The organism is Haloarcula sp. Atlit-47R (assembly GCF_003665985.1).
Classification (GTDB): Archaea; Halobacteriota; Halobacteria; order Halobacteriales; family Haloarculaceae; genus Haloarcula; species Haloarcula taiwanensis.
In genome coordinates this window covers 259854-281562 of record NZ_QPLQ01000002.1, presented here as the reverse complement: position 1 = coordinate 281562, position 21709 = coordinate 259854, and the positions used below count along the sequence as shown (strand labels likewise).

Annotated in this window: 16 protein-coding genes and 2 pseudogenes; 9 read left to right on the top strand and 9 right to left on the bottom strand. The window is 64.5% G+C overall.

Annotated elements, in window-relative coordinates:
- Positions 1-197 precede the first annotated feature (197 nt).
- Positions 198-680, top strand: coding sequence for a hypothetical protein (locus DVK00_RS09080; protein ID WP_101349569.1), 483 nt, complete (start codon positions 198-200; stop codon positions 678-680).
- A gap of 290 nt (positions 681-970) precedes the next feature.
- On the opposite strand, the gene DVK00_RS09075 is transcribed toward DVK00_RS09080, so the two are convergent.
- The 4 genes from DVK00_RS09075 to DVK00_RS09060 all read right to left on the bottom strand — a co-directional run bounded on the left by DVK00_RS09075 (position 971) and on the right by DVK00_RS09060 (position 4288).
- On the bottom strand, positions 971-2029 hold the full coding sequence (locus DVK00_RS09075) for a hypothetical protein (protein ID WP_121536589.1): 1059 nt from the start codon (positions 2027-2029) through the stop codon (positions 971-973).
- A 79-nt stretch (positions 2030-2108) separates the two neighbouring features.
- Positions 2109-3377, bottom strand: a complete 1269-nt coding sequence (locus DVK00_RS09070; RefSeq protein WP_121577613.1) for a Tat pathway signal protein — start codon at positions 3375-3377, stop codon at positions 2109-2111.
- 75 nt (positions 3378-3452) lie between these two features.
- Positions 3453-3956, bottom strand: coding sequence for a helix-turn-helix domain-containing protein (locus DVK00_RS09065; RefSeq protein ID WP_101349572.1), 504 nt, complete (start codon positions 3954-3956; stop codon positions 3453-3455).
- Complete coding sequence (locus DVK00_RS09060) at positions 3953-4288, bottom strand: hypothetical protein (RefSeq protein ID WP_121536593.1); 336 nt, start codon at positions 4286-4288, stop codon at positions 3953-3955. The genes DVK00_RS09065 and DVK00_RS09060 overlap by 4 nt, the downstream gene beginning before the upstream one ends.
- 81 nt (positions 4289-4369) lie before the next feature.
- Here DVK00_RS09060 and DVK00_RS09055 point away from each other — a divergent pair, with 81 nt between their 5' ends.
- The 3 genes from DVK00_RS09055 (at position 4370) to proS (ending at position 7533) form a co-directional block, all read left to right on the top strand.
- Positions 4370-5092 carry a hypothetical protein gene (locus DVK00_RS09055; protein ID WP_121510996.1) on the top strand — a complete coding sequence of 241 codons (723 nt, stop codon included), beginning with the start codon at positions 4370-4372 and terminating at the stop codon, positions 5090-5092.
- 96 nt (positions 5093-5188) lie between these two features.
- On the top strand, positions 5189-5974 hold the full coding sequence (locus tag DVK00_RS09050; protein ID WP_121577612.1) for an S-adenosyl-l-methionine hydroxide adenosyltransferase family protein: 786 nt from the start codon (positions 5189-5191) through the stop codon (positions 5972-5974).
- A 104-nt stretch (positions 5975-6078) separates the two neighbouring features.
- Entirely contained in the window at positions 6079-7533 is a 1455-nt protein-coding gene (gene proS, locus DVK00_RS09045) for a proline--tRNA ligase (RefSeq protein WP_121577611.1), read from the top strand.
- Here proS and DVK00_RS22455 read toward each other — a convergent pair.
- Positions 7527-8509: pseudogene (locus DVK00_RS22455) on the bottom strand (patatin-like phospholipase family protein). The gene proS and the pseudogene DVK00_RS22455 sit on opposite strands and share 7 nt — an antisense overlap.
- Before the next feature lie 485 nt (positions 8510-8994).
- Between DVK00_RS22455 and DVK00_RS09035 the strand changes: the two are divergent.
- The 3 genes from DVK00_RS09035 (at position 8995) to DVK00_RS09025 (ending at position 15270) form a co-directional block, all read left to right on the top strand.
- Positions 8995-9408, top strand: coding sequence for a CBS domain-containing protein (locus DVK00_RS09035; protein ID WP_121577610.1), 414 nt, complete (start codon positions 8995-8997; stop codon positions 9406-9408).
- A gap of 154 nt (positions 9409-9562) precedes the next feature.
- Complete coding sequence (gltB, locus tag DVK00_RS09030) at positions 9563-14110, top strand: glutamate synthase large subunit (protein WP_101349578.1); 4548 nt, start codon at positions 9563-9565, stop codon at positions 14108-14110.
- A gap of 188 nt (positions 14111-14298) precedes the next feature.
- Positions 14299-15270, top strand: coding sequence for a prohibitin family protein (locus tag DVK00_RS09025; RefSeq protein WP_101349579.1), 972 nt, complete (start codon positions 14299-14301; stop codon positions 15268-15270).
- 124 nt (positions 15271-15394) lie between these two features.
- Here DVK00_RS09025 and DVK00_RS09020 read toward each other — a convergent pair whose 3' ends face one another.
- Complete coding sequence (locus DVK00_RS09020) at positions 15395-15955, bottom strand: type IV pilin (RefSeq protein WP_232794524.1); 561 nt, start codon at positions 15953-15955, stop codon at positions 15395-15397.
- 216 nt (positions 15956-16171) lie between these two features.
- Here DVK00_RS09020 and DVK00_RS09015 point away from each other — a divergent pair, with 216 nt between their 5' ends.
- Positions 16172-17155, top strand: coding sequence for an NAD-dependent epimerase/dehydratase family protein (locus DVK00_RS09015; protein WP_101349581.1), 984 nt, complete (start codon positions 16172-16174; stop codon positions 17153-17155).
- On the opposite strand, the pseudogene DVK00_RS22450 reads toward DVK00_RS09015, so the two are convergent.
- Positions 17133-18033, bottom strand: a pseudogene (locus DVK00_RS22450) (TrmB family transcriptional regulator sugar-binding domain-containing protein). The gene DVK00_RS09015 and the pseudogene DVK00_RS22450 overlap by 23 nt on opposite strands.
- 155 nt (positions 18034-18188) lie before the next feature.
- Here DVK00_RS22450 and DVK00_RS09005 point away from each other — a divergent pair.
- Entirely contained in the window at positions 18189-19247 is a 1059-nt protein-coding gene (locus tag DVK00_RS09005) for an NAD(P)-dependent glycerol-1-phosphate dehydrogenase (protein ID WP_121577609.1), read from the top strand.
- Here the strand turns inward: DVK00_RS09005 and DVK00_RS09000 are convergent.
- On the bottom strand, positions 19244-19762 hold the full coding sequence (locus DVK00_RS09000) for an NUDIX domain-containing protein (RefSeq protein WP_121577608.1): 519 nt from the start codon (positions 19760-19762) through the stop codon (positions 19244-19246). The genes DVK00_RS09005 and DVK00_RS09000 overlap by 4 nt on opposite strands.
- Before the next feature lie 110 nt (positions 19763-19872).
- Positions 19873-21684, bottom strand: coding sequence for a S9 family peptidase (locus DVK00_RS08995; RefSeq protein WP_121577607.1), 1812 nt, complete (start codon positions 21682-21684; stop codon positions 19873-19875).
- Between the last annotated feature and the right edge of the window lie 25 nt (positions 21685-21709).

Sequence of the window (21709 nt, the reverse complement as noted above, 5' to 3'; positions counted from 1 at the left end):
ATGTACGCTCTCTAATAAAGTCATCAGTTATCGGTGAGTTGCCTCCGGACGTGGAGAGATGTCCGGAAAACCGTCCTCTATTTCTCAGTATTCCCCTCGTGTTATAAAAGCCTTCGCAATACGGAGGTCGGACCTGTCCCACAGTCGCCGTTGCGCGCGCCCATAAGCGGTAAGCGGCCTCCACGTCAGATGCCGACATGCGACTGACACCTGAAACCGTCGACGAGGAGTACAAGCGGGTGCAGGACCGGGCCAGCGATGTCGTCCCGCTGATAAACGACACGCGGGCCCACCTGGGTTCGCAGTTCGGCGTCGACGTTGACATGCTCACAGACGACGCTTACACGGCCGCCATTGACGAGGTGTTCGCCGACGGCGACCGGGCGGTCAACGTCGCCGCGCTGGTCCGTTTGCTCCGAACACTGGACGTTACAGGCGATTACCCGGGCTTTGTTATCGACGAACTCCTTGGCCGCGAGTTAGCGGCGATGATTGCCGGCGAGCAGCCGCTCCGACTGCTCGCGGAAGCGACCTTCCACGTCGCGGACGTGCGAACCCACGGAGCCGATACAGCGACCGCAGGCGCTGACGATCTCGATGCCGCGCTCGCGGCCGGGGTCCAGACGCGAGTCCCGGGCTGGCCGTGGCAACAGGCCGAGAGTCCGTTCGGTGTCGAATGAGGTCGGCCTTGTTGCGTGTGTCCCCATCAGGTATTGCCGTCATTTGCGCCGCACGCTACTGAGATTGACTGAGGGAAACTATCTTAGTGATAGCTGAGAATTATATCTCAAACAGATAATAGCCTCTGATGTCTAACTCCAAAATCCCAGGACAGTGCCCGAGGTGTGGCTCGGTGAACGTTACCGTAATCAAGGTGGCACCGTCGGACCACGACCGCGGTGACGGATGGGCGACCCGCACGGAATGCGACGACTGCCAAGACTACGTCGAATGGATTGACTGATTGTGGTCAGGCACCCGAAAATGAGAACGACGGCGTTGTCAGGAACGCCGTCTCGTACCCCTCGTGACGGGACACCTGCGGCGGGGCGACGACGTCGACGCCGACGGACGGTTCCTCCACTGTCGTCTCGACGACCGCGCCGTAGTGGTACCCGAGGTCGGGGTGGACCGCGGCGGTCAGCGCGTCCTCGAACACCGTGTCGCCGTCGGCCTCTACGGTTCCGTCGAGAGACATCATCGGCAGGGGAACGCGGTTGTACGGCGTCCGGGCGGACACGGCGAGATACGACTGCCCTTCGGTGAGGAACGCGGCGTCCTGCAGCCACATGACGGCGTAGACGCCGTCGCTTCCTTTGTTCGTCCCAAGCACGGTCCCGGGCAGAGCAGACACTTCAGGGACCTGCGAGGTTGGCATCATGTCCATGTTCATCAGGTCGACTGCTGCGCGTTCGCCCTGTGAGTCCGGGAACTCATCGAAAGCGAGCTGGTCGCGGGTGCTCTGTGCGAAGTCGAATTCGACTGTTGCCTCGCCGGCCTCGTCGAATCGGCCGTCGAAGGCTCCGAGCCTCCGCTCGTTCATGCCGTTGACGCGGACCGAGAGTTGATAGACGCCGTCGCCGTCGAGCGCGTAGTTGTCGCCGTAGTGAAAGCCCATGTTCTGGGAGATCATCGGCCACGGGGACTTGTCGGTGACCGTCTCGCCGTCACGCTCGATGGTGATGGAGAGGCCGGCGGACACCGGGAGGACCGTCTCCGTCTCGGGGTCCCAGACAGTCGCCATCAGGTGGATGCTGTCTTCGCTCCGGATGGTGACCTTTTCGGCCGTCGTCCCGGTGACCGTCCAGAAGCGGTGAGGAAAAGAGTAGCTCAGTCCGACCATGTACTCACCCGCCTGTGCCATCCCGGCCATTCCCATCCCCTCGGCGTGGGTAGGGCGGTACGTGGCATCGGGTCGGTTTTCGACCAGCGGTGGGGCGCGTGTCGACTGGGAACTCAGCGAACCACACCCCGCCAGGACCGTCGTGCCGGCGAGGCCGGTACTGGCGAGGAACTGTCGGCGATTCATGAACCGCCTTTCGGTCCTCATCTGAAAGACCGTTCTGGTACGGCGGCCGAAAGCCGGACTGTGTGGCTCCGCCTCCCGCTCACGCGTCCGGGTTCGCTGGCGGCAGGGACCGTAGCGACCGCGGCGGGAGCAGGTAGTTCCCGCGCCGCGTGACTGTCATGTACTGGAGAATGCCGTTGTTCACCTGCTGACCGACGGCGGACTCGTTAGCGACGTCCGTTCCGTTCATCGCCTGTTTCGTGGCGACGAAGTCGGCGATAGAGCGCTGCAGCGAGAGGAAGTGCAGTCCCGCTTCGCCGCCGTCGGTCGAATCGAAGTCCCGGCGGAGAATAGTCGGTGTCCCGTCCTCTCTGACGCGGGACATCTTCTGTGCGTGACCGACGACGCCCTTCCGACGGCCGCTGTCGACCACGTCGTCGGGACACTCGCCGGCACCGTTGTCGGTGCCGAGGTTCTCGCCGACGCCTTCGACCTTGTCCTCGGCGGCGTGGGCCGGACAGAACATCTTCGAGACGCGCTGGTCCCGGGAATCCTGTTCGTACCACTGCTGGAGTTGCAGCCGGATCTTCGAGAGGTGCTGTGTCGCACCGCCGGCGAACGGTCCCGAATCGACCGTCACTCGGTCCTCGGAGGCCTGGTTTTCCTTGAACCCGGACTTGAACCCCATGAACAGCGGAGCCTCTTCTGGGACCGGGTCGGAGTCCGGAATCCCGTCGACGTCCTGATTCTCGGCGGGCAGGCCGGCCCCGACGAACCCCGTCCGGCGCTCCGCCTCACCGAGGACGCCCTCGAAGGTCGCGCTCATTTCTTGGTCGTTGGCGCTGTCGCGATTGCCTTTCAGCGCCTCTTCGGCCTCGATGACGACTCGCTCGTCGTCACTGGCGAGATGCAGGAGCGCGTCGGGCGTGTCGAGTTCGGGGTCTTCGAAGGGGGCGAGCGCCATAGGCTCTGGCAGGTCGACGCCAGCCACGTCGGCATCGAAGCGGTCGAAGTAGGCCGGGCTGTACCCGAGCGTGAACAGCAACCCTTCGTTGCTCCATTCGTAGGCCCGCTCGAGGTCCCGAAGCGCCGCTTCGACCTGCTCGCGGTCGCTATCCGACGGTATCCCGTCCTCAGTGTAGTCCAGTAGCAAGAGGACGTGGTGTCGCGACAGCCGATGGTTCCCCGCGTCGTCGGTCGCCAGCGACGCGTCCCATGCGTGCTGGCGGTCCGGAAGCGACGCGGGGTCGTCGGTTCCCTCGGGTATCGTCCCTGACCCGCGGTCGAGACAGGCGGCCAGCGCCGCGGTGCCGCCGATGGCGACGGCGCTCTTGGCGAACTCGCGTCGGGAAATCCCGCGTTCAGTCATCACCCACTCTATGGCCTGCTTGTCCAATTGGATTGTGGTACGGGACTCGAAAGCACCCCTGTCCGGGCAGTTGAGCTAGCCGCCCTCGAAGAGGCGGTCGAGTAACCGGGTGAAGCGGTCCGACAGGCGGTCCGAGGCCGTGGGGTCGACCGCCGCGAGCAGTTCGACAGTCGAGTCCGGCCGGCAGAGCGCCAGCGTCACTCGTCCCTCGCTCCGGCGCTTCTCGACGATATCGTGCTCGGTCAGGCTGCTGAGATGGTGTTCGAGCGTACTCCGCGCGATGTCGAGGTGGTCAGCCACCTCCTCGGGGCGAGCGGTTTCGCACTCCATGAGCGCGACGAGAATATCTCTCGCCGTCTCCCGCTGGAAGAAGGCGATGGCGTGGCGTTCCCAGGGGTCGAACGACGTCGTGTAGTAGTGTGTCCGTCCGTTGACCGACTCGCTGTGTACGCGGTCGAGCCGAGCCAGATGGTACTGTACCTGTCCTGTTGCGAGGTCCAGCGCCCGCGTTAGCTCTCGGAAGTGGACACCTGGATTGGACTTGATATGCTGGTAAATCCGCGCTCTGGTATCGTTCATAACCCCTCCTCGTCGAGGCGCTTCTCGACTGTTCGCGCGTAGTACACTGCACCGAGGACGAGGGCGACGAAGAGGGTATCGAGCACGTGTTCGAGGAAGTGGTGTGTCGGTCCCGAGACCAGCGAGAACCCCGACAGCAACGCGACGAGCGGGCGGGCAAACAGCGCGGTGAGCGCGAGCGAAATCAACAGATACGCACGCGTCCCGCGCTGTCGGTACGCGGCCAGGGCGAGCCCACACAGGACTGCTCCGGCCACAGCAGAGAGGACAACGACGGCGGCGATGTCCCAGCTCCCGGTGCCGAGGTGGCCCCAAGTACTGAGCAGTTGCATCAGATATCCACTTCGGAGCCACGACGCCTCAGTCGTTCGGTTTTGCGCGACTTTTTTATCGGACCGCTGAGATGTGGCGGTATGGACTGCATCGGCTTCATCTGCGAGCCTGAACACCCGGTGTTCGGTGCCGTCGCAGAGCGGCTCTCCGCCCGGGGGTTCGATGTCCAGTTTCTCCGCCCCGGAAATCCGGTGGCCAAAGCCGATATCGACGACCTGGCTGCGCTTGTCAACACGACGCTTCGGCCCGAGTCGTTCAGCGCACTGTGGTACGCTGACAGAACCGGTACCGAGACGTGGAACGGCTTCCTGCCGACGACGGCGCTCGCCTGTCGGCTCGTTGCCCTGCACGGACTGGAGCAGGTCGGCTGTCGGGTCCCGGCCGTCTGGTTCGAGAAGCCAGACTGTGACTACACTGCCCGGACTCGGTACTCGTGGGACGGTGTGCCAGCGGACAGCGACGAGGGCGATTTCTATCAGGCCTGTGTTCGGGAGGAACCGGTCGAGTACAAGTACTTCGCCGTCAATGATGGCCGCGAGACCCATCTGCGAGCGATTCAGGTCCGGTCGGAAGTGTCCGGGCTGGACCGCGTCATCAGCGAGGAGACTGTCGAGGTGACGCTCGCGGCCCGCGTCCGCGAGTTGCTGGACCGCTTTGGCGCGCGGGCGCTCTGCGTGGAGTTCGTCGAAAGCGAATCGGAAGTGTACGCACAGGCTGTCGACCCCGTTCCGGGATTCACCGGGACTGGTATGGAACGCCGCGTCGCCGACTCCATTGCCTCGTTGACGACGATTGGTGCCTGAGCGGGCGGTGGCGCCGGACACATTCGACACTGTCTCCCTGTTATCAAGGCACAAGATTATACAGGCGCACCGACGTGGTAGCGACCGGAGCTTCACATGAGCACGTTCGTTCATCTCATTGCGGATTACGGCCCCGCTGACCCGGCCTTCTCAGAGGTCGTCCACCGTCTCACTGCCGCCGACCCGACGATGACTGTCCAGTCGAGCGAGGTACAGCCGTTTTCGACGGTCGCCACCGGCTTCTGGATCGCGCAGCTCGGTGTCCACAACCCCGCCTTCGACGACCTGCTGATTTACTCGAACACGGCACCGCGAACGACGGAATCAACGCCAGAACGGGCCGATACCGGCGGCCCACTGTGCTATCTCGAACTGGACAACGGCGTTCCTGTCGTTGCCGTCGACGCCGGCTACAACCTCTCGTTTGTCGCCGACCACGCCACGACCTTCCGCGAGGTCGAACTGCCGGCCGACACCGGCCAGTTCCGATCACGAGACCTGTTCCCGCGTCGCGTCGCCGAGATAGCCAACGGGGACCGCTCGTCGCTGGGCGCGGAGCGGTCGCTTGCGGACGTGCCGGCCCCGCCCGAGTCCGTAGTCTGTCACGTCGACGGCTACGGGAACGTCAAGACCTCGATTCGGACCTCGGTGTTTGACCCGGGAAGCGACACGGTCGTCGTCGAACTCAACGGCGAGTCCCGTGAGGTCGTCGTCAGAGAGGCCGTGTCGGACGTTCCGGAGGGGTCCCTCGCTATCGTCCCGGGGTCGGCCGGCGGTGGCGACCCGTATCAGGAGCTGTTCCTGCGCGGCGGCTCCGCGGCGGCGGCCTTTGGCCAGCCGGAGTCGGGCGACGAACTCACAGTCCAGTCGGTGCGGGATTGAACCCTCGCTGGCACACGGCACGGTGCGGACCCGCTCCGGTCGGTGTGCCAGCGGCTCACCACCCTTCGGGGAGTTTATTAGCGCCCTGGGCCAGGACACACCTAATGAGTGGCGAGCAGGAACTCGGTATCACCGAGAGCAAGGAGCATTCACCCGGCGAGTGGTACGCCGAGGTCGTCCAGAAGGCAGGCCTCGCGGACTACGCCCCCATGGGCGGGTTCATTGTCACGCGTCCACGCGGCTACGCTATCTGGGAGCGTATCCAGAACAACCTCGACGGCTGGTTCAAAGACACCGGCGTCCAGAACGCATATTTCCCGCTTTTCATCCCTGAGAGCTATCTGGAGAAAGAGAAGGACGTGGTCGAGGGGTTCGACCCCGAGGTCGCGTGGGTGACCCACGGCGGCCACGACGAACTCGAAGAGCGTCTCGCTGTCCGGCCTACCAGCGAGTCTATCATCGCGCCGTTCATGGCGCAGTGGACCCGCTCGCACCGAGACCTCCCGATGCGGCTGAACCAGTGGTGTTCGGTCGTCCGGTGGGAGGCCACCGAGACCAAGCCGTTCTTCCGCACCAAGGAGTTCCTCTGGCAGGAGGGCCACACCGCCCACGCCGACGAGGACGGCGCGTGGGAGGAGACGATGACCCGGCTGGACCAGTACGCCCGCCTCTACGAGGAGGTCATGGCGATGCCGCCGCTGAAGGGCCGCAAGCCGCCCCACGACAAGTTCCCCGGGGCGCACACGACGACGACCATCGAGACGCTGATGCCCGACGGCAAGACCGTACAGGCGGCCACCTCCCACTACCTCGGGACCTCCTTCGGCGAGGCGTTCGACATCACCTACGCCGACGCCGACGAGGAGGAGAACACCGCCCACACGACGTCCTGGGGACTGTCCTGGCGCGCGATGGGCGCGCTCATCATGACCCACTCCGACGACCAGGGGCTCGTGCTCCCGCCCGCGCTCGCGCCCGACCAGGTCGTCGTCGTCCCCATCTGGCAGGAGGACAACAAGGACGAGGTCGTGGAATACGCCGCGGACCTCGCCGCAGAACTCGATGAGGCCGGCGTCCGCGTCGAACTCGACGACCGCGAACATCGCAATCCCGGCTTCAAGTACAACGAACACGAACTCCACGGCGTCCCGCTCCGCGTCGAAATCGGCCCCCACGAGGTCGAGGACGGCGAGGCGACGCTCGTCCACCGCCCCGACGGCGAGAACGCGACCGTCGACCGCGACGGCATCGCCGAGACGGTCGAGGAGCACCTCGACACCGTCCACGCGAAGCTCTACGCCGACGCCGAGGAGACGCTGGAGGGCGAAATCCGCGAGGCTGAGTCCCGCGAGGAGATTCTGGGGACCATCGGCCAGCACGGCGGCTACGTCAAGTGTGGCTGGTGTGGCGACGAGGACTGCGAGGAGCCCATCAAGGACGCTATCGCGGCCGAAATCGTGATGGTCCCGCTGGACCGCGACGAGGAGCCGATTCACGACGAGTGTGCCATCTGCGGCGAGGAGGCCGAGGAGACGGCGTACTTCGCCAAGAGTTACTGACTAGGCGGTTCAGTTGCGTCTTCCGGCACCTCATCCAGAAACGCGTCGGCTTCGGCGCGGCCCGTTTCCATGAGCTCCTCGATGAACCGAGGGTCGCGGTCGCGTTTCGAGGCCGCTGTCAGCGTCGTATCAAGCACCAGTCGACGTATTTCCACGTGTTTGAAAGCCTCCGGGAGATACCCCTTTTCGACCCAGTCGTTGACTTTCCGGACGAAGAACAGTTCCTGATTCAGCGAGAGATTCCCGGCTAGTTCCTGCCGACGGTCGGTGATCTCTGCCAGCGATGTCGGACGGTCGTTGCGGGTCTGTGGCTCGATCTGGATGACCCAGATCTCGTCCGGTTTCGGTCGGTCGCTGGTCAGGAACTCCCGGATCGGTGGGTTCTGTGAGAACAGGCCGTCCCAGTGCCAGTGACTGTTCAGTTCGACAGCTTTGTACAGCAGCGGGAACGCGGCCGAGGCAAGCACTGCCTTCGACGTGGCGGTAGCATCGGTGAACGTCTCGAACACGCCGCTGTTGACGGTGACCGTGCCGATGGTTACGTGTGGCGGTGCCTCGTCGGTGAGGTTGTCGAACTCGTCGAACGCGATGTGGCGGTCAGCAGTGACAGGTACCAGTCGTGGCCGACCGCGCCAGGCGTCGCGTAGGGCGAGATATCGGCCGCGGGGAGCATCCGGTTCTGCAGTCGCTTGTGCCACACGAGAGATTCGTTCAGCAGGAATGAGGGCGGTGTTGTTGCGGCGACATCACACCAGACATCCTCGAGTAGCTCCCCGGCATGGCCGGGGCCTTCACTGAGCAGGCCGTACCAGGCCGTGACCGCACACAGAGCACCGCCGGAGGTGCCACTCAATCCCACGAGATTGTACTCGGTGTCGACCGCTGGCAGGAGTCGTTGCAGCGCACCGGCGGTAAACGCACTGTGGCTGCCGCCGCCCTGACAGGCGATGGCGACGCTGGGGCCATGACCAGACATGGTTTAATTCATATACGAAGAGCTTGCATAGATAACTGCCGGCCCACCGATACTGCCGGCTGTGTGCCCGTGAAATATGTTGCTACCGAGAGGTGGCACGTCTCTTCATGACGGCACAGCCAGTAGTATGAAGGAAGGATGGGGTCGGGGAGCGTGTGACATTTTCCTCCGTGCCCCCGATGACCACTGCTGGCCCTATGTATATAAATCGCCGTCAGACTAGGGTCATACAAACGCCAAACGGCGAACAGATACCGTCGTGGGAACTACGATTCAGCCGACCGCTTGCGACGGCAACGGGACCTCGACAGCCCCGTGATGGTCGAGCAGTCGGCACGGGCAATCGGAGATAGCTGGCAACTTCTTGAACGGCGGATTCATCGCAGTGACCGAGCATATTAGGACCTTATATATTCCTCAGGTGGTGGAATCGACAGATATCCGGAACCAACACGGTTATATCAAGTCCCATGTTATCAGCTGCCATGGAAGACGTGTTTGTCGGACGAATTATGTCATCGCCTGTCACCACTGTTGCCGCCGATGCGAACGCGAAAGCGGTCGCCAAGCGGATGCTCGACGAGAGCATCAGTTCTGTTGTTGTCGTCGACGCTGACGGAGAGTTGCGGGGGATTCTCACCTCCACAGACTTCGTCGAGATCGCCGCGGAGGGCGGCGATACGACGGGGCTAGCCGTATCTGACTACATGACGACGGACCTGATTACAGTAACAGCAAACGACTCCGTCGAGGCGGCCGCAAGTCTGATGCTGGACCATACTGTCCACCATCTCCCGGTCGTCGACGAGGCGGAAGGTGTCGTCGGAATGTTGACGACAACTGACATGACGGCATACGTTTCGGGCATCGAGCAGTCATCTGCACCCGTGCTCGGTTGAACACCGTGTAAACCGACATCCATCGGACAACGGTTTATAAATGATGATACAGTTCAAACAATCATGACGAATATATACTCCCTAATGTGGGGTTAAACAACACTAATACCATTAGGATTACCCTCTTATAGTGGCATCCCCAGTCGTGAAACACATGGTTGAGCGACAGACAGGTCTCTCTGCAGGCGACGCCGGGCTTGCAGATCCCACGGACGAACGGTCGAACTGTGGTGTCGGGGTCGTCATGGACCTCGACGGCGACAGCGACCACTGGGTTGTATCGGACGGACTCGAACTCCTCGACAACCTCGAACATCGAGGGACAACAGGGGCCGAGCAAGATACGGGCGACGGGGCGGGCATCATGCTCCAGATTCCACACGAGTTTTTCACTGCCGAAGTCGACGCCGACCTGCCGCCCGCTGGCGAGTACGCCGTTGGCACGCTCTTTCTCCCGCAGGACGACGAAGTCGCCGACAGTCTGAAAGACCTCGTTGAGACGGAACTCGCCGCTGAGGGTCTCGATGTCATTGACTGGCGCGACGTTCCCACGGACAACAGCGACCTCGGCGCGACGGCGCTTGAATCCGAGCCGGACATCGTCCAGTTCTTCGTCACCTCCGCGACGGGCAAGACCGGCGACGCCTTCGAGAACCAGCTGTACGTCGGCCGCCGGGCGCTCGAAAACACTGTCGAGGAAGAGAAACCGGCGGGCCACGAGCGGTTCTACGTCGTCTCCCTCGCCACCGACGTCGTCGTCTACAAGGGCCTGCTCAAGGCCGAACAGCTCGAAGACTATTACCCTGACCTCGAAGACGAGCGGATGCAGTCGACGTTTGCGATGGTCCACGCCCGGTTCTCGACGAACACGCTGGGCGCGTGGCATCTCGCGCACCCGTATCGGCGCGTCATCCACAACGGCGAGTTCAACACGATTCAGGGGAACATCAACTGGATGCGCGCTCGGGAGACTGACATCCAGAGCGACGAGTTCGAGGGCGACTTAGAGAAGATCAAGCCCATCATCGACGACCCCGAGCAGTCAGACACCGCGAGCGTCGACAACGCGCTCGAACTCCTGCTTCAGGGCGGCCGCGACCTCCCCCACGCTCTGCGGATGCTCATCCCCGAAGCCTGGCGCGGCGAGATGAACGACGTGACCGGCGACCGGCGCGACTTCTACGACTACCACGCCTCGCTGGTCGAGCCATGGGACGGCCCGGCGCTCGTCGCCGCGACCGACGGCGACCGTATCGGTGCGGTGCTAGACCGGAACGGCCTCCGCCCCTGCCGTTACGACGTACTTGAGGACAACACGCTCGTGATGTCCTCAGAGGCCGGCGCGTTAGAACACGACGCCAGCGAGATTCAAGAGCGCGGCCGCCTCCAGCCGGGCCAGTGCTTCCTCGCCGACCCCGAGGAGGGACGGGTCATCCCCGACGCGGAAGTCTTCGACGACATCACCGACGACAAGTACGGCGAGTGGGTCGCCCAGGAGCAGGTCGACATCGACGACGTGGCCGACCGCGAGGACAACGCGCCCCGGAATCCATCGGACGCGCTCCGGAGCCACCAGGCGATGTACGGCTACACCTACGACGAGGTCGACCACCTCATCGAGCCGATGGCCGAGAAGGGCAAAGACCCCGTCGGCTCCATGGGCGATGACACGCCGCTATCGGTGCTGTCGCAGTTCAACCGCCCGCTTTTCACCTACTTCAAGCAGCTGTTCGCCCAGGTGACGAATCCGCCGCTTGACTACATCCGCGAGGAACTCGTCACCTCACTGGAGTCTCGCCTGGGCCATCAGCGAAACATCCTCGACGAGAGCCAGGACCACGCCCGCCAGCTTGTCCTGGACTCGCCGATCCTCACCGACGAGGAGACGGCGTGCATCAAGGACCTGGACGAAAACGGCATGTCCACGAAGGTCATCGACATCACCTACGAGAAGGGCGGTGACCTCCGCCAGGCCGTCGAGGACGTGCGGGCCGAGGCCGACGCCGCCGCCAAGGAGCACGACGTCCTCGTGCTCTCCGACCGTGGCGCGGACGAGGACCGCGTGCCGATACCGAGCCTGCTGGCAGTCGGTGGCGTCCACCACCACCTCGTCCGCAACGGCCTCCGCAACCACGTCGGGCTCGTCGTCGAGTCCGGCGACCCGCGAGCCGTCCACCACTTTGCGACGCTCATCGGCTACGGGGCCGGTGCCGTCAACCCCTACCTAGCCTACCAGACCATCGAGGACCTGGTGGCCGGCCCGGACGGCGCGGACCTCCCCGACGCCATCGACGCCTACATCACCGCCGTCGAGGACGGCCTCCTGAAGACGATGGCCAAGATGGGCATCTCCACGGTCGAGTCCTACCAGGGTGCCCAGATCTTCGAGGCCGTCGGCCTCTCTTCGGACTTCGTCGCCGAGTACTTCGAGGGGACGACCTGCCGGACCGAGGGCATCGGCATCGAGGAAATTGAGGACGACCTCACCCAGCGCCACGAGGTCGCCTGGAGCGAGGAGGAACCCGACATGCCCCGCCAGGGCGAGTACGAGTTCCGCTCGAACGGCATCCACCACCAGTGGAACCCCAACACGGTCGGCAAGATTCAGCAGGCCGTCCGGATGGGCGACTACGACACGTACAAGGAGTTCGCCGAGCTGGTCAACGACCAGAACGAGGAGCTCCAGACCCTGCGTGGGCTGCTCGAGTTCGATTCCGATCGCGAGTCCATCCCCATCGAGGACGTGGAACCGGTCGAAGACATCGTCGAGCGCTTCGAGACCGCGGCGATGTCGCTCGGGTCGCTGTCGCCCGAGATGCACGAGAACAACGCCATCGCCATGAACCGGCTCGGGGCCAACGCCAACACCGGCGAGGGCGGCGAGCCGCCCGAGCGGTTCGACACCGAGAAGGAGTGTACGACCAAGCAGGTCGCCTCCGGTCGCTTCGGCGTCACCTCGGATTACCTCGCGTCGGCCGACGAACTCCAGATCAAGATGGCACAGGGCTCGAAGCCCGGCGAGGGCGGTCACCTGCCCGGCAAGAAGGTCAACGAGATGATCGCCCACGTCCGGTACGCGACGCCGGGCGTCGGCCTTATTTCGCCGCCGCCGCTGCACGACATCTACTCCATCGAAGACCTGAAACAGCTCATCCACGACCTCAAGGCCTCGAACCCGGAGGCGGACATCAACGTCAAACTGGTCTCCGAGGACGGCATCGGGACCATCGCGGCCGGCGTCGCCAAGGCCAACGCCGACGTGGTCCACATCTCGGGCCACGACGGCGGCACCGGCGCGTCGCCCAAGACCTCCATCAAGAACGCCGGCCTCCCGTGGGAACTCGGCGTCTCGGAGGCCAACCAGATGCTCCGGGCCACCGGCCTGCGCTCGCGCATCAAGGTGACCACCGACGGCGGGATGAAGACCGGCCGCGACGTGGCCGTCGCCGCCCTGCTCGGTGCCGAGGGGTACACCTTCGGGACCGCCTCGATGGTCACCTCCGGCTGCGTGATGGCCCGGCAGTGCCACGAGAACACCTGTCCAGTCGGCATCGCCACCCAGAACGAGAACCTCCGCGAGCGGTTCCCCGGCGAGCCACAGCACGTCATCAACTACATGACGTTCGTGGCCCAGGAACTCCGGGAGATCATGGCCGAACTCGGCTTCGAGACGATCGACGAGATGATCGGTCGGCCGGGCGTGCTGGCACAGCGCGACGACGTGTCCCAGCCGAAGGCCCAGAAGCTCGACCTCTCGTCTGTCATCGCAGAGCCGGCCGACAACGACGGCCGCTACAAGCAACGCGAGCAGACCCACGAGGTCGACGAGCAACTCGACTGGGACCTCATCGACGCCGCCGAGGACGCCATCTACCAGGGCGACCCGGTCGCCATCGACGCCGACATCACCAACGTCGACCGCGCGGTCGGGGCGACGCTCTCGAACCGCATCTCCCGCGAGCACGCAAGCGACGGCCTCGCGGACGACACCATCCGGGTCGACTTCGACGGCACGGCCGGCCAGTCCTTCGGCGCGTTCCTCGCACAGGGCGTGACGATGGAACTGACCGGCACGGCCAACGACTACGTCGGCAAGGGGCTCTCTGGCGGGAAGCTCGTTCTGAAAACGCCGGACAACGCTCCCTTCGACCCGACCGAGAACATCGTCATCGGCAACGTCGCGCTGTACGGCGCGACCCAGGGCGAGGCCTACGTCAACGGGATGGCCGGCGAGCGCTTCGCCGTCCGCAACTCCGGGGTCAAAGGCGTCGTCGAGGGCGTCGGCGACCACGGCTGTGAGTACATGACTGGCGGTGCCATCGTCGTGCTGGGCGAGACGGGCAAGAACTTCGCGGCCGGCATGTCCGGCGGCGTCGCCTACGTTTACGACCCCAACGGCGAGTTCGAAACGAAGGCAAACACCGGTATGGTGTCCCTGTCCGACACGCTGGAGGGTAAGGACCGCCAGATGATTACCCGACTCGTCGAAAACCACGCCGCCTACACCGACTCAGACCGAGCGGCGGAACTGCTTGAGGACTGGGACGCCGAACTGGAGAACTTCACGAAGGTGATGCCCGACGCCTACGCCGAGGTCATCAGCGACCGTGAGCGAGACGACGTGCGCAACGAACCGCCGGCCAAGGCCGCGCCGAGCGCTGAAGCCGCTGAGGCTGACTTCATCGCCTCCACCGACGACTGAAGCGCCGCCGGTCGGCACTTTCGTCCACGCAGTCGCCATCGCTACTTTTCTTGTGATCGCGCTTCGAAGGAGCTCCAGCAGCCGCGATGTGAGGCCGTGGCACGCAACCGCTGGCTCTATAGCTGTCGGGCCAAAGTGCTGGACATGGTCCCCGTACAACCACCCGCCGTATCACATCGGAGCACAGCATGAGTGACATCCCCGGTCCCGATCCCGATTCCGGGTCGGACATCGACGTCGACGTCGGCCGCGGCCTCCGCATCGCCGCCAGTGTCGTTGTCGCCCTCGCCGTCGTAACGGCGCTGTTTGGCGGCTATCACCAGGTTCCCGAAGGCCACGTCGGCGTCCAGAAATCGTTCGGTGCGGTAACCGGCGCTGAACTCCAGCCGGGCGCACACATTATTGTGCCTGTCAAGGACACCGTCCAGGACGTGGAGATCCGGCCACGGACCTACACCATGGCCAACACCGAGGGCGAAGGCGACAGAGCGGCACAATCCGACGCCGTGACGGTCCAGACGATCAACGGAACGACGGTCGATATCGACATCACTGTCCGGTACAAGGTGGACGAAGCAGACGCGTCAGGGTTCGTTATTCAGTGGCGGACCGTCGAACAGGCAGAAGAACGACTTATCCGACCGTCCGTCCGGTCGCAACTCCGCGACGAGGCTGCCGGTATCCAGACAAGTGAGATATACACCAGCAGCGGCCGCGAGCGGCTTGGCGAGGCAGCACAGCAGAAACTTAAATCTGCGTTCGAGGGCGAAGCGCTCGTCCTCGAAGAGGTGCAGGTCCGTGACGTCGACCTCCCGGACTCGTACGATCAGGCGCTCAACGACAAAGAAATTGCAAAGCAACGCGTCGAAGAGAAGAAATTCGAGATTCAACAGGCCGAACGCGAAAAGGAACGACAGGAGATTCGGGCCGAAGCCGACGCCCGGGTCATCGAAATCCGCGGTGAGGCGCTGCGGGACAATCCGGTCGTGCTGAAACAGCAGTACGTCCAGAGCATCGACGACTCGGATAAGGTCATTCTGGCGACTGACGACGAAGGGACACCGATCATCCTGCAGACTGGCAGGCACAGCGGTGGAAACACTTCCAGTGCCGATACTGGGTTCTCGACAAACGTGACGAACGCGACGGGCGGCAACTGACTGCAGACGCGAGGGTACGCCTCGTTTCGTATTTTATTTCGCTGTGTCACCTGTCGTAGAGGACGACCATCCGTGCACAGCATGGTAGCGATATCGGGACAGGCCGTGCAGAGTCCCTGCCGAATCAGGCCGTTAACTGCTGTCGAATAATAACCGCGTTTGATGGGGTGTGCACAACTCGGACGGTCACTGTGTCGCCCGGCCGCAAGTCACAGTCCCCGCCTGCGATCCGGAAAACGATCACGTCTCCGGGGCGGAACTCATCTGTGACCAGTGCCCCGGTAGTATCGGCACCGCGTTCCGTGAGCGAGCCAGTGCTCTCGTCGAAGATATCGTCGCCCTCGATATTGTCACCCTGTGGCCGATCGCCGGATTTCGCTGGGAGATTGACTAACCGCCCGTGCTTTTCAGTTCCGTCGCCGCCACAGTCAGCACTGACAGCCACTTCAATCTCCGAGACACGAATGACATCCCCGGCAACGTGTGTGATACGGACGATGCCTCCGCCGAACCCATCCTGTGGGGTAAACGCACCGTCGGATTGGCCGACCACGGGCGCTGTGTCATCCAACTTCTCTGCGAGGCCAAGCGTCGCCGCTGACAGCACTGCTGTGAGAACGACAGTGACCGCCACGAGGAGGATAACCGAAATCACCGAAGAGACAGCACGGGACTGATCTGTCACTGGGCCTGCTACTGTCTGTGTATACAAAAATATCCGCAACAGGAGCGCTACGAGATGTCGTCCTGAACCATACATGGCCGCCCCTCCCGCCCTGTTCTTCAGCGGGGCATCGGTCGTGATGTATCTCCAGCCAAACACTTGGCGTCAACTGTCGGACCCGCGGCAGACGCCCACGGTGAGCCACACTGTTTTGCGGATTCCGTCCGAGCACGGTGTATGGACAGTGTCCTCGTCATCGGCGGTGGGCGGTTCATCGGCCGGCACACAGTCACAGAGTTCCGAAACGCAGGCTACGACGTGACGATGCTCACCCGCGGCCAGCACCCGAACCCGTTCGCTGACACCGACGTCGCCCACATCGAGGGCGACCGAAACGACCGGGAGAGACTTGAAACCGCACGCGAGCGGGTCGACCCGGACGCTGTCGTCGACTGCGTGGCGTACTTCCCGCGCGACGTGCGAGAAGCGACCGACGTGTTCGCCGACGCCGAGGCGTACGTCTACGTCTCCAGCGGCGCGGCCTACGGCGTCGAGCGGACGCCCAAGCGGGAGGGCGAGACGCCGCTCGCGGGCTGTACCGACGCGCAGGCGACGACCGACAGCCGCGAGACTTACGGCCCGCGGAAAGCCGAGGGTGACCGCGAGGTATTCGCCGCCGCGGCCGACGGCGTGCGGGCGATGAGCGTCCGGCCGACCGTGGTGTACGGCCCCCACGACTACACCGAACGGTTCGCCTACTGGGTGGACCGCGTGGCCGAGTACGACCGAATCGTCGTCCCGAGCGACGGGCTCAGTCTCTGGCAGATGGCCTACGTCGAGGACGTGGCAAGTGCGCTCCGCCTCGTCGCGGAACGAGGGACGGCCGGCGAGGCGTACAACGTCGGCGACGAGCACGCGCCGACGCTCCGTGAGTGGGTCGACCTGCTCGCCGGCGTACACGAGACGGACGTTGAGACAATCGGCGTCGGCGAGCGTGAACTCGCGACCGCGGGGCTAGAGCCAGACGACTTCCCTATGTACCGCGATTCGCCGCATCTGCTATCGACGGCCAAGCTCCGCGACATAGGCTGGTCGTCGACGCCGCATGAGACGGCACTGGCCGTGACCGTCGCTGAACATCGGGAGAACGACCGAACCGGCCGCGAGTTCGGCCCTGACCGGGACACGGAGACTGCGCTCATCGACCGTCTGACCGAGTGACCGCTACGCTCGACGCAGCCGTCGTGTGCTTGACCTCGTAGTCCTCCAGGAACGCGCCGTAGCCGCCGACGGTGATGCGTTCGCGCCCGGTGTCGACGACCAGCGAGTTCTCGAAGCCGAAGTCGCTGTCGTGCGGCTCGGCGAGGTTCTGCCGGACATCGACGATCAAGCCGGTTATCACCCTGAAATCGGCGTCGGACCCCGTCGCCCGGGCGTAGAGGTCGGCGACGAGAGCGTCGCCGGCCCGGAGCGCGAGCGTGGTCGCGAACACGACGGGGCGGAACATGTCGTACCGGGCCGGGAGCGAGGGGGGCCGCGAGACCAGCACCTCCTCGCCGATGGGCCAGTAGTTGCCCAGGTAGGACCCGACGAGCACCGCCGCGACGGCCTCCTGTGTGAACGTTATCGCGTTCGTCTCGTCGTGGTCCCAGCTGGGTATCGTCGCCCGACAGGGTCAGGAGCACGAGGATGCCACGCTCGCGGGCACGGCGGAGCGTGTCGCGGATGTCGGGGAGCAGGTCGGCCGGGACCTGGAGCACGACCTCGCAGTCGGCGGCCTCGATGTGCCGTTTCAGGCGCTTGATGATGGTTGGTCTGGACTTGCTGACCTCGAAAGAGTGGTCGCCGGGCGAGCCGTCCTCGTACCGGGTCTGGACTGCCGTTTCGAGCGTGTCGAGTTCGCGTTTCAGCGCGTCGAAGGCCTCGAAGGAGCTAATCGCCACCTGCGTCATCTGGCCCGCCTTCTGTCCCAGCGTGAGGTCGTCGACGAGCGACCCGATGTCCGGTTGCGCCGCGGCGGTGCCAACACCCGCGCCGGTCGCGGCCGCCGCGCCGGCTACCCCGGTCGCCTTCAGAAATGTCCGTCGAGACGCCCGCATGCCGTCGTCAGTCGTGCCACTCCCATGACAACCCTACCCAAACCCCGACCTTAATAATCGTTTTCGGAAAGCTGGTGTGTGATAGTTGTCAAAACGTTTGCCGGAACATCCCACGCACCTAAACTGTTTTCACGCGTGCCCGGGGACAGGCAACCATGTTCGAGAAACGTACCTGGATTCGCCTGCCCCGAAACGTCGTGGTTGGGCATGGTGTCCTCGGCCGGACAATCGAGGCCGTGAGCGAGCTTCACCTGACCGGTCGGCCGCTCGTCGTCTCCAGTCCGACGCCACACGAGGTCGCTGGCAAGCGGGTCGTCGAACAGTTCGAGGACGCGGGGTACGACCCCTCGGAAGTCGTTATTGAGGAGGCCAGTTTCGACGCCGTCCAGCGGGTCATCGACCACGCCGCCGAGATAGACGCGGGCTTCCTGCTGGGCGTCGGCGGCGGGAAAGCCATCGACATCACGAAGATGGCGGCCGACGACCTGGGCCTGGGCTTCGTCTCGGTGCCGACGGCCGCGAGCCACGACGGCATCGTCTCCGGGCGCGGCTCGGTCCCCGAGGGCGATACGCGCCACAGCGTCGCTGCCGAGCCACCGCTGGCCGTCATCGCCGACACCGAGGTGCTGGCGGAGGCCCCCTGGCGGCTGACCACCGCCGGCTGTGCCGATATCATCTCGAACTACACCGCCGTCCGGGACTGGCAGCTCGCCCACCGGCTCAAGAACGTCCCCTACTCCGAGTACGCCGGCGCGCTCTCACAGATGACCGCCGAGATGCTCGTCGAGAGCGCCGATTCGATAAAAAAGGGCCTGGAGGAGTCGTCCTGGATTGTCGTGAAGGCGCTCGTCTCCTCCGGCGTTGCCATGTCCATCGCCGGCTCCTCGCGCCCGGCCAGCGGCGCAGAGCACCTGTTTTCCCACCAGCTGGACCGGCTCGTCCCCGACGGTGCGCTCCACGGCCACCAGGTCGGCGTCGGCTCCATCATGACCGAGTACCTCCACAGCGGCCAGAAGGGGAAGTGGAAAGACGCCAGGGACGCCCTGGCCGCCATCGGCGCGCCGACGACCGCGGACGAACTCGGCATCGACGACGAGACGGTCATCGAGGCGCTGACGACGGCCCACCAGATACGCGACCGCTACACGGTGCTCGGCGACGGGATGAGCGAAGAAGCGGCGATAGAAGCGGCGACGGTCACCGGCGTTATCTAAACCAGTTCTGCGACCGCGACGTCGCTGGCGTCGTCCCATCGAATCGACGCTTCTGTCTCGTCGACCGCCTCGGTACCATCGCCGTCGTTGAGCGCAGCACCGTTGATTTCGGCGTCGAACACGATACTGAGTCGGTACACCGTCTCGGCGTTCGAGTCCGACTCGTTTCGCACGCCGCAGATGGTCGCCCGAACCGCGTCCCGAACCGTACACTCGACGCCGGCGGTTTCGGTGACGACCCGCCTGACCGCTGCCGCCGGCCGCTCGGCCCCCTGTGTCTGGCCCTTGGGGACTTCCCAGGATCCGTCAGTGTCCCTCAGCAACACGTCACCCGACTCGTTGTGGACGAACGCGTGGACGTCCACCTGCCCCTCTCGTGAGCGCTCGACAGCACGCTGGTACGCTTCCCCACCCACCGAAAAGGTGGTCTGGTCCACCGGTGTCGAGCCGAACTCCTGTTCGAGGCGGGCGAGGCGCTCTCGGACCCGCGCTCGCGAGCGCTCGGCTATCTCCATACGAAACGCTGCTTCGGCAGCATCATAAAGCCGCCTGAACGTTTTCGTCGCTTGAAACGCCCTTTTAAAAACGCCGTGCCGTCGCCGTCGCCGGGTTTCTGTCGTAACGCTCAGACGTGGTCGTCGAGGAATTCGACGACGGCGGTGTACGCTTCGATTCGGTTCTGGCGTTTGCTGATGCCGTGGCCTTCGTCGTCGAAGACGAGTTTCTCCACGGGAACGCCCCGCTCGGCGGCCTGCTCGGCGATCTGTTCGGCCTCGCTGACCGGGACGCGCGGGTCGTTTGCCCCATGGAGGACGAACAGGGGCGCGTCGATGCGGTCGACGTTGTTGATCGGCGAGATGGATTCGAGGAACTCCCGATCCGTCTCGAGAGACCCGTATTCGGCCTCACGGAGTTCCCGCCGCCAGTCGCCGGTGTTCTCCAGAAACGTCACGAAGTTGGCGATGCCGACCACGTCGACGCCGGCCGCCCAGAGGTCCGGGTACTCGGTCAGCGCCGCAAGCACCATGAACCCGCCGTAGGACCCCCCCATCGCCACAATTTTGTCGGGGTCGACGGCCGGCTGGTCGTGGAGCCAGTCGACGCCGGCCCGCAGGTCTTTCACCGAGTCCATCCGTTTTTCCACGTCGTCGAGGTGCGTGTAGGCCTTCCCGTAGCCGGTCGACCCCCGGACGTTGGGCTCGAAGACGGCGTAGCCCCGCGAGAGGAAGTACTGGGTCAGGCCCGAGAACGACGGGCGGCGCTGGCTCTCCGGGCCGCCGTGGATGTCGACAATGACCGGGGTGTCTCCGCCAGCCCCGGTCCCGCCGGCTGCACCGTCCGGCAGCGAGAACAGCGCCGGAATCTCTCGCCCGTCGAAGGATTCGAACCGGACGACGTCTGGCTCGATGAACGTCTCACGCGGGATGCCGGCCGTCGAGGCGGCCGTCCACTGCTCGCTCTCGCCGGTCTCGGCCTCCACGACGAACACGTTAGTGTTGACCGTCCGCCCGGTGACGCTGACGGCGAACCGTTCGGCATCGGGTCCCCAGGAGACGCCGCCGGCCAGCCCGCCCGGCAGGTCCGGCGTCGGGAACGTCTCGACCGTGGTCGGCCCCGTCAGTTCGCCGACGGTGAGTTGGTTGAAGCCGTCGACGTTGCGTGAGTACACGAGGCGACCGCTGTCTTTGTCCAGTGCGACGCCGTCGATGTTCCACTGGTCGTCCGAGCGCACGATGTCGAGGTCACCCTCAAGCGAGAGGCGGGCGAGTTCGAGCGTGTCGCTCTCGGCATCGGTGACGAGATACACCGCCTCGCCGTCTGGTCCCCACGACGCGCTCGTGTAGCGGATCGTCCCCTCGTGTGGCGTGAGATGCGTGAGGCTCTCGCTGTCGATGTCTAGCACGTAGATGTCCTGGTCGAAACTGGACTGGGCTTCGCTGACTAACAGTCGCTCGCCGTCGGGCGAGAACCCCCCCACGGAGAGCCAGCCGTCGCCCTCCCAGACCAGCTCCGCGTCGCCGCCGGTCGCGTCGCGGTCCTGGACGTAGATGTCGAAGACGGACTCGTCGCGGCGGTTCGAGGCGAAGGCAAACTGCTCGCCGTCCGGCGACCAGCCGCCCCAGCGGTGTTTCGCGTCGGGCATCCCGGTGAGTTCGTGGACGCGCCCGTCGTCGTCCAGACGGTACAGCTGGGCCCGCTCGTTGCCGCCCTCGTCCATGCCGAAGACGAGTTCCTGGCGCTCGGGCGAGTAGTCGACGAAGCTCACGGTGTCGTCGTAGAACGTCAACTGTTCGGGCCAGCCGCGGGGCTCCGACAGCGACCAGAGCTGGGCGACGCCGGTCGTGTTCATCAGGAAGGCGAGCGTTCCGTCCGGCGCGAACGAACTGCCGTAGGCGCTCCGGACGTTCAGATAGCGAGAGAGGTCGTACGCGGTCACACCGGGAGGGAGGGTAGCGACCGGC